At 40.9% G+C, this 12,364-nt stretch carries 7 protein-coding genes and 1 pseudogene; 6 read left to right on the plus strand and 2 right to left on the minus strand.

Annotated elements, in window-relative coordinates:
* Nucleotides 1-375 precede the first annotated feature (375 nt).
* The 5 genes from AB4384_RS10230 to AB4384_RS10250 all read left to right on the plus strand — a co-directional run bounded on the left by AB4384_RS10230 (nucleotide 376) and on the right by AB4384_RS10250 (nucleotide 8,688).
* Entirely contained in the window at nucleotides 376-1,368 is a 993-nt protein-coding gene (locus tag AB4384_RS10230) for a DNA-processing protein DprA (RefSeq protein WP_017086253.1), read from the plus strand.
* 9 nt (nucleotides 1,369-1,377) lie between these two features.
* A complete protein-coding gene (locus AB4384_RS10235; protein WP_154723904.1) occupies nucleotides 1,378-2,625 on the plus strand; it encodes a phosphoribosyl transferase in 1,248 nt (415 codons plus the stop codon).
* 99 nt (nucleotides 2,626-2,724) lie between these two features.
* Nucleotides 2,725-3,165 carry a recombinase family protein gene (locus AB4384_RS10240; protein WP_372129425.1) on the plus strand — a complete coding sequence of 147 codons (441 nt, stop codon included), beginning with the start codon at nucleotides 2,725-2,727 and terminating at the stop codon, nucleotides 3,163-3,165.
* Nucleotides 3,166-3,365: 200 nt separating this feature from the next.
* Nucleotides 3,366-7,175 carry an SIR2 family protein gene (locus tag AB4384_RS10245; RefSeq protein ID WP_164496849.1) on the plus strand — a complete coding sequence of 1,270 codons (3,810 nt, stop codon included), beginning with the start codon at nucleotides 3,366-3,368 and terminating at the stop codon, nucleotides 7,173-7,175.
* A 643-nt stretch (nucleotides 7,176-7,818) separates the two neighbouring features.
* Nucleotides 7,819-8,688, plus strand: coding sequence for a hypothetical protein (locus tag AB4384_RS10250; protein WP_372129426.1), 870 nt, complete (start codon nucleotides 7,819-7,821; stop codon nucleotides 8,686-8,688).
* Between the two features lie 99 nt (nucleotides 8,689-8,787).
* Here the strand turns inward: AB4384_RS10250 and AB4384_RS10255 are convergent.
* Nucleotides 8,788-9,987: pseudogene (locus AB4384_RS10255) on the minus strand (IS4 family transposase).
* A 58-nt stretch (nucleotides 9,988-10,045) separates the two neighbouring features.
* Here AB4384_RS10255 and AB4384_RS10260 point away from each other — a divergent pair.
* Nucleotides 10,046-11,167: a DUF4917 family protein gene (locus tag AB4384_RS10260; RefSeq protein WP_372129427.1), complete on the plus strand. Its 1,122-nt coding sequence runs from the start codon at nucleotides 10,046-10,048 to the stop codon at nucleotides 11,165-11,167.
* A 31-nt stretch (nucleotides 11,168-11,198) separates the two neighbouring features.
* Here AB4384_RS10260 and AB4384_RS10265 read toward each other — a convergent pair whose 3' ends face one another.
* The gene (locus AB4384_RS10265) at nucleotides 11,199-12,155 is read right to left on the minus strand and encodes an IS110 family transposase (RefSeq protein WP_372129429.1); all 957 of its coding nucleotides are present in this window, start codon (nucleotides 12,153-12,155) and stop codon (nucleotides 11,199-11,201) included.
* Between the last annotated feature and the right edge of the window lie 209 nt (nucleotides 12,156-12,364).

Raw genomic sequence — 12,364 nt, forward strand, 5'->3', positions numbered from 1 at the left:
CGTGAATTATTTCTGCCCCAAGACGTGTTTACTCTGGTAACAGTTTAGGCGTGAATGAGGAGGATACTCTAACGTTAAGACAGCACCTATTCCCGGCAACAAATCACCACCTCACCCTACTTATCACTTAAGCCAAACCCAGCTACTCACCCGCACTCATGTCGAACTAATACATCACGTACACGAAACGCCTACCTGTAAAACTCTTTATCTAGAACAAAATGTTCATGCTTTTGTCGGTTGGCCACTTGCTATATGCAATATAAATCAGGAAGATGGAAGCAATAAGATCGATTTGTCTTCGGCATTCAATCCAGCTTTAAACCCACCGCTCTCAGTACGAAAATCGGGCGCAGCTATAGCAAGGTATTTGAAATGGAAAATGAGCAAGATTACTGGAAAGCTGAAACCGTTGCGTTTCTAGCATTACAGTCTATACACGGCATCGGCTTTAGAACCTTGTATAAAATCGCGGCTCAAAAAATCAGCTTTAGAAAACTGATTAAAACAGACGACGTTGAGCACTTCGAAAAGATGCTTCACAAGAAGCTAGATGACTCTATTAAAGAGTCAGACGAATCGTGGATGCAGTTCAAGCTTGACTTGTGGAATAAGGGGCTTGAGCTTGCGCGTGATTACACCAAAAAGAACGTTCGTATTTTCTTCCATGACCAAGACACCTTTCCGCAGCAGTTGAAGAACACACCTGAGCCGCCGATGTGGTTATTCGTTGAGGGTAACTACCGAACGCTTCACCAGCCGTCTATTGCGATAGTTGGCAGTAGAAAATCTACCGAAGACGGACTCTGGCTAACGAAATATATTGTTTCAGCTATGGCTAATCAAGGACTTGCATCAGTAAGTGGCCTTGCTGACGGTATTGACCAGAAAGCTCACGTTGAATCAATGCGTTTTGGTGTGCCGACGATTGCTGTTCTCGGTACTGGTATTGATAGCAACTACCCGCGTGGTTCTGAACACTTACGAGCTGAAATAGTGGCTAATGGTGGTGCGATTATTACTGAGTATTTGATAGGTCAAAGCTACAGCGCACATAACTTTGTGCGCCGCAATCGCATTCAAGCAAGCCTTGCTCAAGTTACAGTGCCCGTCGAGTGGAAGATTAAGAGTGGTACGGCTCATACAGTGAACTTCACAAAAGACTACGGTCGATTCCTAGTAATGCCATATCTCTATCAATCAGATTTAGAAAATGCAGAAATAAAAGCGGTCAGTGCATATAAACGCGGACAAGTATTCAGCGTCCCTGACCAATCCAGTGATTTAATCGAGTTTTTAAAACAACCTGAAGAAAGCGAACCGTCACCAGCACAAGGCGAACAAGGTCAACTTTCAATGGATTTGTAAGGAGTTTGCATGGCTGCTAAACAGCTAAAAGGTGTGATTCTCAGCGTAGAAGATACGCTTATTAACACCGGCGGTAAGATTAAAACAGACGTGTTCGCTGAGGTAGAGAAGTTAATGGCTTTCTTTACACTTCGTGGGATTAAGCCTGTGTTACTTGCTAACCGAGCTTGGACAATTACGGATAACGACGGCAACAAAAAAGACCTTTACGACGAGTTCGAGAAGCATTTTAAAGACCTAGCAATCTTTACTCGACAGCGTGACTCCAAGATTCCGCCTAAGCCACGCGCAGCAGCAACTCAGTACGTTCTTGATGAAATGAGGTGGGAATCTAACGAAGTTATCTATATCGGCAGTAGCGACGATGATATGCGCACTGCTGTAAATGGCAAGATTCTGTTCTTGCGTGCGACTTGGTACAGTAATAATACTGACTACGGCTTCGAGTTTAGCGAACCGAAAGAACTTGCTCGCTTCATTGATACGCTTTGTCTACGTGAGCACTTCTGGAGTCATGAAGTCAAAGACGGTGACTTTGAGTACTACGCGTTAGCCCCGTTCAGTACGTACAAGCCAGAGTTCAGAAAGTACTCTGAAAATGGACGTGCAGCAGCTAAGTTCGGTCAAGGTGATGTTGACTTCTGGCTTGGCGCGCTAGTTACTAGTATGTACTTTACTGGCATTCATCAGCGTATTGATTTCATTGCTGCCTACCCTGGGCATAAAGCAGGAGTTGGCAACGACAAAATGAACGATGATCTTATGACTTTCGGCAAATGCTTCAACAAGGGCTATTTGCATGATTTGATTGAGCGTCACACTACAGCGACCAAATCTCAGAATGCGCGTAATGCTGGCATTGTGATTGACCACCATAATCAGCTCAACACTATTAAGCTGAACAAGCTACCAACAAAGAACTACAAAAAGCCTTACGTAAATGCTCCACTAAAGCGCAATAAAACAGTTTTGCTAGTTGACGATATCTGCACAAAAGGCTGGTCACTTGAAGCTGCTCGTAAGTACGTCGAACGCACTGGCGCTAAAACAATCATGGTTACATGGCTAAAGACCATCAACACTGATATTCAATCAATCGGTGTTACTCCAGTATTTGACCCTTATCAAGCAACGACATTTACCAAAATTCCATCAGGAAAAACGTACGGCTATCACGCATATCACGTAGACGGTGCTGCTTCAGAGGAACTTGGCGAACAGCTACAGCAATACATTGATTGGGATTGGCCTGTTTAATCCCATTGATAATAAAGCCCTAGCCATACGTTAGGGCTTTTCTTTATCACCTCCCCTTTAGCGTAATATCTCTATCATTTGAGTTGCTGACCTAGTTATGTGATAGAAAGCAATAATGCAGATACTCGTTGCTTAAGAGCACCGACTAACAGCCAAGACACAGCTCGTGCTAAAGAGTCTATGACTGACTTTTTGAAAAACATGAAACACTCTGTTTCAGGTTGGTTCATCGAAAATAAGTTAGGTGTAAGCTTGCATAGTCATGAGCTTATGCGTCTATTGGGTGAAGCTAACAAGGGATGTGTTCTATTCATTGAGCAAGTAGTCCGCCTAACTCGTTTGACAGCAGAAGACTGGAAACGACTAAGGCGAATCATCGAAGACAAGCAAGTGCATATTGTTTCGATGGATTTGCCGACAAAGAATATCTTAGTACTACCCCTAAGTGAAATTACACAGGTTGTGTTTGTCAGCGTGATTATCGCTAGCATGTCTTTGCCCCTAAATGAGCTGCCTCACTTCTGGCCTTCTAATTTATGACAAGCCATTTGACTTAATTTTTCTTATCCGAATAAAGGACATTTCGTCAAAGCTTTCTAAGCTAAATATGATATTGTAATCATATTAGTTCTTAGTGCAGCTATTACCCATAGGAGCGCTATCACCTCTATTGATGCGATTAATCATCGCTTAAGTCACAACACCTACAAGTTAGAACTTTAAACACAAAAGGAAACATGATGCGATTCCTCGAAAATGGACCTTCAATACCTGATGAACTCTTATTAGCCAGAGACCAAGGTCGGGTGGTGTTTTTTTGTGGCGCAGGTGTTTCAAGAGCAAAAGCGGGTTTTGCCGATTTTTTTGGACTAGCTTCATCAGTAACATCTGAGCTTGGTGTTGAAACCAACAGCCCTGCCTTGAAGCTTATAGATGCTGCTAAAGAAATAACCGCTAGTACTGGCGTGGAGGGAGTAGTTTCGGCTGACAGGATATTTGGTTTGCTAGAGCGAGAGTTCTTAACGAGCGATATATATAAATCAGTAGCTAAGGCTCTCACGCCTGAGGGAGAAGTTGACCTTAGTGCGCACCAAACGATGCTTAAACTAGCTACAACGAATGATGGCATAGTACGTTTGGTAACAACTAACTTTGATCGCTTATTTGATCTTTGCAAACCAGATATACATACCTTTATCCCTCCAAGACTACCTGAACTTAATCATTCCGTTGAATTTAATGGCACTGTATATCTTCATGGCAAAGTAAACGAGGATGGTACCGGTGCTGCAAGCAACGGCTTTGTCCTCTCAAGTTCTGAATTTGGAGATGCTTACTTGGCTAATGGTTGGGCTACTTCATTTGTCAAAGGGATATTGGAAAAATATGTCGTAGTTTTTGTTGGTTATTCTGCGGACGATCCGCCAATTCAGTATTTGTTAGAAGCACTCAATAAAAGCTCAAGTCATCTCAACGATATATACGCATTTCAATCTGGTGATGAAAGTTACGCTAGCTCAAAATGGCACCATAAAGGGGTAAAAGCGATTGCGTATGACGATACAAATGGGCATATCGCGCTTTGGAACACTTTGGAATCTTGGGCCGAGCGGGCTTCTGACCCGGATGCATGGTATCAAGGAATAATCACAAAAGCTGGAATGGGGCCTCACCTCTTACTGCCCTTTGAACGCGGTCAGATTGCACATATTGTCTCTACAACCGAAGGAGCCAAAAAATTTGCTAATAATGAAATACTAGCTCCTGCCACTTGGCTTCATGTGTTTGATCCTGAATTGAGATATGAAGTTCCTCGTCAAAATTTATCCGGTGCAGAAAACCTAACTGAGATGGTAGACCCATTTCACTTTTACTCTTTGGATTCGGATCATCCACCACAGCATGTTGACCCTAATGACTTTTATAACAAACGTAAAGTTCCCACAGGTGCATGGAATGCTTTTGAGTTTAACTCACAAGACATTAAAGGAACACAAGACCAACGTTCTATCAGATTTAGAGGGGATGATTCCAGTTACCCTCAGTTTTCTACCCTACCTCAAAGGCTCAACGCATTAACACATTGGTTGAGCAGAGTGGCGGAACAGCCAGAAGTAATCTGGTGGGTTACGAAGCAGCAATGTCTTCACCCTTGGGTTCAGTTTGTACTTAAGTCAGAATGTGAGCGTCGTTCTAAAGATATGGATAGTACACTCAATGAGGCATGGAGCTATGTTTTGGATGGCTTTGAACAAACTGATAAAGGAGGACACCGCGATTGGTTTACTCTGGAAAGAGCAATAAAGAATAGTGGCTGGTGTCCAAGAAAATTACGGCAATTTGAAAAGGTAACGAAACCATTCATCAAGGTCACGCCGCCTTTCTGCACCCCGAATGAAATCAACTGGGAGCAGATTAGTTTAAAAGACTTAATTCATTTAGATGTCCATTACTCAGAACTACCAAGAAGGCTAGAAATTCCTGATGAGTGGATAATTCGTATCGTTGAAGTCCTGAGACGTAATCTAGAGCTTGCTGTTGAACTAGAAAACGAAATAGGAGGATACGGCCTGAGCCTGAGTTGTTCGTTAACACCCGAGAAGAATACCGATGATTCGTATAGTCGAACTTACGGTCTATCTGCATGGGTATTGCTGTTTGTTTCTTACTTAGAGAAATTAGTTTTGATTGACCTTGATGCTGCTCGGAAGGAGCTTTCAAGGTGGCCATGCGATGACAGTACTATCTTTGCAAGGTTAAAGATTTGGGCGCTAGGGAAAACAAATCTTGTGCCTAATGAAAGTATTATTACTACTTTAAATCAACTTTCAGACGAAGCATTTTGGGATAGTTATCATGCTAGAGACTTGCTTCTAGCTTTCGTGGCTAGGTGGAAAGAACTCGATCAATGTAGCCGTTCCACAATAGAAAATAGAATATTGCAAGGACCTAAACTTTGGAAAACCGAAGATGAAAGTAGATTTAAGGAACGGAAAGCGAGAAATATTCTGGATAGAGTAACTTGGCTTAAACAAAATGGTTGTGAGTTAACAATAGCTACGGATAAGTTAGTTGATAGGCTAAGAGGTGATACGCCGGAATGGAAGCCTGAGCATGCAAAAGATGCAGCACGATCCTTTGAAGTTCGCAGTGGTATTGTTACGAAAAATACAGACTATTCTTTGTTAGCAGATGAACCAATAGCCTCAATCCTTGAAAGAGCAAGTGAGTTATCTGGTAGGCAAGCTGATTTTTTGATTGATGAGGACCCATTTCTTGGTTTATCACAAGAAAAACCGATTCGAGCTTTCAACGCGTTAACTTATTCGGCAAAAAAGGGAAACATTGTTGACTGGGCTTGGGATACTTTCCTTTATTCTGAAGCTCGTAAGAATGATAAACCCCGATTTATGGCGTTAATTGCTGAGCGTTTGTCTGGTTTTACCAGTGACGACTTGGCCAAAATACTTCGTTCAGTATCAAGCTGGTTTGAGAAATCTACTAGCGTACTTGCTGATAATTATTATGCTACATACTATAAATTAGCGTTTAAATTAGTTGATGCAATGTCGATACAACCTGCTAAGGGTGAATCTTCAATAATACGAGGTAGTAAAGCTCCTGATTGGTCCATGGAGTCAATAAACTCGCCAATTGGAAACTTAACTAGTGCAATACTGCAATCACAGCATAGCCGTACTTTTGAATCTGGAGAGTGCTTCACTGGAAATTTATTGTTATTGCTCAACCAATTATTAGCTTTACCTAATAATTTACATCGTTACGCAATGGTTATACTTAGCCGCAGTTTGAGTTGGTGCTTTTGGGTTGATCCTGACTGGACTCAACGGAACTTGCTTTCTGCCTTAAACTCTTCTTCCGGAGAAGATCGTCAGGCATTTTGGGCTGGTGTTTTATGGGGAGGAGTTCGCGGGAAAGAACTATTCACCATTTTGAAGTCAAGTATTCTGGAATTGGCATATTCGGGAGAAGTTGAAAGCAGAGGTCATCAGGATGCTATTGTGAGATTAATTTTCTCAGCTTGGAAAATTAAAGATGAGGATGAAAGGTGGGTATCTGATCTTGAATTAAAAGAAGCATTAATTAAAGCAAGTGATGACTTTAGGTGTGGAATATTATGGCAAGCCAGGCATAGAGACGGTGAAGACAAAGAGCATTGGTTACTACCATTCAGAGAACTTATGTCAAATGTTTGGCCTAAACAGCTTGCTGTTAAATCACCCGCTGTATCTGAACGCCTTTGTGATATCGCATTTTGGTCGGAAGATCACTTCCCTGAAATTGTAAATCTAATCACTCCGTTCTTAACGAAATTAGAACGAGCTAACCACATCTACCTGAATGACGACAACGTACTTAAAGAATACCCTAATGATCTTTTGTTACTCCTGAACACCGTATTACCTAATGATGTTAACAAATGGCCTTACAACATTGAGGAGCATTTAGATCAAATGATAGAAGCTAATACCGAGTTAGGTGATGATGAACGCTTTATCGAACTCAAAAGAAAATGGGATGCAAGGTGAGTCGAATTTAACAAATATTTGAGATTTTAAGTTACTTTTTCTTATCGGAGTAAGGCGCGTTAGAGCGATATATCTAACGCGTTTTTGTCCAACAACGATTCTGGTGACATGAGGGAAGTTTTGTGAGGGAAGTTTTGTGAGGGAAGTTTGTGATCACAGAAGTTTGTGATCATCACTAGCAAGGTTTTGCCCCAAAACGTTTTAAGTTGGTATTTAAGTGTGTCATCCTATTTAGAATTTGACTTACTTTTCTTTATGCCAAAACATTCAACTATATAGCCAAATTTGCTCGGCACTCTAGAATCCATCTCTTGTGAATCTATACAGTTTATTGGGGGTGAATTCGGTTTGAGTATGAAAAATGGCTTGTTTTGCCTAGAACCCAGTATCGTTTTACCGATAGAAGATTTAATAAGTAATTGTTAATCATAGGATTAGCGTTTATCTTCCTAAGATAACGCGCATTGTTAAAAGTGATAACACGCAAGCTAGTTTTTGTGTAAAGACAGAGTGCGAAATGTGAAGTATATGCATTAAATTCCATTGAGTTATGATAGCTTGAATGAAAGTTAGGCAAGCGGAAAAATGAGCGGGCCTGTTATTAACAATGTTATGCGCTTAAACAAAATCAAGGATTTGAGATTTGATTCTAGGAACGAAAACATTAGAAAAGCTTCGCATTCTTATCAACGAAGAAACAGAATACCGAAATGGTCCAAGAATAATCCAATTTTTCAATGAATTGGGCTTTAGTGATAGCTACGGACAAGGTTTCCCTTCACGTTGGATGTATACCGATGAAAGGCTTGCTACAATAAATGGCACGCCAAATATTGATAAATGCATTAGAAATTTATTCTCACCTGTTAGTTTCATTGAGAACCCAGAAAAGCTCGACCAACACATCTTAGAATTTAATAAGTATCTTGCTTTCGATAAATGGAAAGTTGTAAGAAATAATGCAGATATCTCATTTCAAAAACTAGATAAAGTTGAATTTACTACCCCCAAGAAGGCTAACGACGAAGAGGGCTTTCTTAATCAAGAATTTAATGATTTGAAGCTTTCTAATCTTCAATTAGATAGCACAATAACAAGCGTACTTGAGTATCGGATAAAAGAAATAGAGAGTTGTTTTTCTGCAAATGCGCCTCTGTCAGTCATTCTTATGGCTGGTAGCACACTTGAGGGTATTTTACTTGGTGTCGCAACTAGGAATCCTAGGGTTTTTAACTGTGCTAAAAGCGCACCAAAGAACAGAGAACAAAAAGTAAAACCATTTCAAGAGTGGTCACTTGCAAACTTTATTGATGTCTCAAAAGAAATAAGTTTGTTGCAACATGATGTTCATAAATTTAGTCATGCTCTTCGAGGTTTTAGGAACTACGTTCATCCATTCGAGCAAATGAGTACAGGGTTTAATCCTACAATGCATACAGCTAAAATTTGCTTGCAGGTATTAAAGGTTGCTGTACATCAAATCAACGAAAACAATAGGCGTATCAGCGCATAACAAAGCAATTAAGTCGGATTCATGAACGCGTGCCGACTCGCTTACGCTCAAACATAGCACGCGTTCATTCACCGCTTATTGCGGCGCTGACGGATCCCCTCATAATTTCCCTAGTCCTACGTTGTGTGTGAGCCTTTGATATTCGAACATTCCCCATTGATATTGGGATTCATTAATTTGATATCGCCGATGATTTCGTACCTCTCTCCCTAGACGAGGTATAGATAGAACTCGGCGGTGTTTAATGCTGTTGGCTTGGAAGTCAAAATGCCATTTGGCCTGTACTGCAATTAGGCCATTCCACCACATCAAGATTTCAGCGAGCAACGCAATAAGAAGCAGGATATCTAATCGCTTAGTACAACGAGTTCTGTTGTGACGAAGTGCGATCCCATAGGCGGTACTCTTTAGATCTCAGAATGCTTCTTCTATTTGCATGCGCTTGGCGTACAGGTTGGTAATTTGTACTTCATTTAAGATATGTCTAGGGATATTGCTCGCGAGTAACCACGGCTCCTTTGCACTGCGTTGATAGAGATGTGTAGCGGAGTGTTTTTGGCTGGTTCTGCTATGGCGCTGTGCTTTTCTGCCTTTTTCTAATCCCTTATAAACATAGGCTTCACAAGATATCGGTGATCTCTTTGCTAATAAGCAGTGGCCAAGATATTTGGGTTTATGGACAGCGTTTGGATAAAAGGTTTTATTTGAGACCCAATGTTTTTGAGGTAGTTTGATTGATACTTCACCTCGGACAAGACCTAACCAAAACCAACCTTTCTCCTGAACTTGGCGGAACCAAGTATTTCTAAAACCCGCATCAGAAACGATGATCGGACTGACTTTATTCGGCAAAATACTCTGCAATTTATCGAGGAATGTTTGGTGACTTTTCGGTGAATTTTATTGGCCATACTCAAAAACTTGTTCAAAGATTGTGATGGCTCGACCATCAAGTGCAACGGATGCTCTTAACGTCATATAACGAAGTTGTTCACGAACATCAGACCAATCAACAAGGATCACAGGGCATGGGTTAGCGCCCGTTATTAAGTAGGCATGCCATTTATAGATAAGGTCTTTTTCACGATGTAGTTGGCGATTTCCAAGCAGTCTATCAACGCGTTTGATCGCATGTTTTACCGTGGTATTAGTTTCCAGTTTCCGACCTAGTTTAGTCAGCGTTAAATCTGAACCGTCAAGTACACTTTTTGTAGCAAGTATCAGAGAACTAACGCGTTTTTTGTGAATGGAGGGGCATTGGTTTTGTATGGTTTGTTGTAGAATCTGAATGTCGCACATTGTTAACCCACTTGTTCGAAATGTGTGTTCAGCGATATTCATTAGATCAAAGACGGTGATGCGCGTCTACCTCATTGTTTTTACGCCTGATTATGAGGGGATTCGCAAGATTGCGGCGTTATATTTTTATCGAGAGGTCAAGATGGGTAGTAAGCTAAAGACATATAATGAAGTTAAAGAATACTTAAGAAAAAAAGAACGAACAGCTCATTTACTGCTGGGCAATGGTTTTAGTATGGCTTATAACCACAAGATCTTCTCTTACAACGCGTTGCATCAATTTATTGAAAAACAAGAAGATCCATTGATAACTTCGCTTTTCGATATAGTGAAAACTAAAAACTTTGAGTTGGTGATGCAGCAACTTGACAATTTTTGTGAGCTTATAGATGTATTTGGTTCAGATAATGACTTGCTAGACAAAGTTGAAACAGCTAGTGAACGATTAAAGGAAAGCTTAATTGATGCAGTTGAATCATTACATCCTGAACATGTTTTTAAGTTGCAAGAATCCCAAATAGATAAATGCTCCGCGTTTCTATCATTTTTCACCAATAATGATGGTTCAGTATTCAGCACTAACTATGACTTATTGCTTTATTGGGTCCTTATGCGGAAAGGTGCTAAAAATGCAATAGATGGCTTTGGGCGAGATCGTGAGGATGATGGTGGTTATGACGATGAACCTGAATACTCGGAGCTTAGGTGGGGCAATAATAAAAGCAATCAAAATATTTATTATCTCCATGGAGCATTGCCTATCTTTGATGAAGGAGTGCACATTACTAAAGAAGAGTACACTGGTACAAAATACTTGCTTGAGAACATCAAGCGCAGGATAGATCATGGTCACTATCCTGTATTTGTAGCCTCGGGTAATGGTGAAGAAAAACTTGAGCATATCCTTCATAACCGATATTTAACATTCTGCTATGACTCATTGTGTGAAATTCAAGGATCATTAGTCACCTTCGGATTCAACTTTGGTAAGTATGATTACCACATCATTGATGCTATAAACATCGCAGCAAAACAAGGCAGACGATCTGGCAACAAACTTTTTAGCGTTTATATTGGCGTATACAGTGACGATGACAGAAAGCATATCGAAAGAATTAAGGATAAGTTTAAGTGTAAAGTGACTCTATTTGACGCCGCAACTGCGAACGTATGGGCATAAAAAATATAACAAGAGACTATGGCGTCAATAGCTAATTTTTGGCGCTATTGTTATCCCACATAACACCGTCTCTTAGCATCGAATTTAGTATTACAACCATCTTTCTCATACAGGCAACTATCGCTACTTTTTTTGGTTTTCCTGCCGCAAGTAATCGTTCATAAGTGGCCTTAAATACTGGGTTGCATTGTATGGCGGACATCATTGCCATGTATAAGACTGTGCGAACTTGGGCACGTCCCCCCTGGATCATCCGCTTACCTTTGAGGCGTCCACTTTCTCTTGTTATTGGGGCGACACCGATAAGAGAAGACGCTTGCTTATTGGTGATGAAACCGAGTTCAGGAACATTACTGATGATAGAAGCTGATGCTATTTTTCCTATTCCTGGCATGCTTTGTAGTATCTCATTTTTAGCTTGGTATTCAGGGCAGGTATCAATGAGTTTTGATATCTTTTCTTCTACCTTGACGATCTGATTTTTCAGAGCAGTTAAGATCGGTTTGATTGAGGATGCTAAGCTCTGAGGTAAAATTTGTTGTCGGTTTTTTTCCATTGTTTGCATGGACAGTAACTGGTTACGCCTTGTGACTAAGTCACTCATTAGCCTTATGTTTTCACTCTTTAGCTTGGTCAATTTAGGTTGGATAGCTTCCCCAAAGTGAGCAATAAGAGCTGCATCTAGGCGGTCATTTTTAGCTCTTCGTCCAATGGCTCCAGCAAATCTTTTTACGTGCAAAGGGTTAGCAATGACGTATGGAAGTTTTGCTTTGTCGCAGGCAAATATGAAAGGCATTTCCAATCGACCAGTCGCTTCGATAACCACGCGGCTAGGGCGGTGCTTAGCGATAGTTTTTACCGCTTCGTTGATGCCTTTTTCATTGTTGGGGACAGTGAAGTAAATATTGAGAGGACGGATGTAAATGTCTAATTGTGCTTTGCCGGTATCAACGCCGACATTAATGTTTTGAAGTGTGTTTGTATTCATAATAAGCTAACTCTTGCTTGCAAATGCGGGCTCGAGACCCAGAAGACTATTCGAGTGTGGTGCTTGGAGTTCTATCTGGCGTTCGTACTTGTTATCGGTCTCTCGATAGAGGAACCAGCATTTAATCGAACTACCAGATAGAAGAACTTTAGTTGCAGCTAAAGTCTGGGTCTCACCTTACCCGATTGGAGCGCTTATTATCCATACAA

This window comes from Vibrio sp. 10N.261.51.A4, from assembly GCF_041471945.1.
Taxonomy (GTDB): domain Bacteria; phylum Pseudomonadota; class Gammaproteobacteria; order Enterobacterales; family Vibrionaceae; genus Vibrio; species Vibrio crassostreae_C.

Excerpts from the sequence above, each read along its gene's own strand:
- AB4384_RS10235 (WP_154723904.1), top strand. The coding sequence starts at position 1,378 with ATGGCTGCTAAACAGCTAAAAGGTGTGATTCTCAGCGTAGAAGATACG.
- AB4384_RS10245 (WP_164496849.1), top strand. The coding sequence starts at position 3,366 with ATGCGATTCCTCGAAAATGGACCTTCAATACCTGATGAACTCTTATTA.
- AB4384_RS10230 (WP_017086253.1), top strand. The coding sequence starts at position 376 with ATGGAAAATGAGCAAGATTACTGGAAAGCTGAAACCGTTGCGTTTCTA.
- AB4384_RS10265 (WP_372129429.1), bottom strand. The coding sequence starts at position 12,155 with ATGAATACAAACACACTTCAAAACATTAATGTCGGCGTTGATACCGGC.
- AB4384_RS10260 (WP_372129427.1), top strand. The coding sequence starts at position 10,046 with ATGCGCGTCTACCTCATTGTTTTTACGCCTGATTATGAGGGGATTCGC.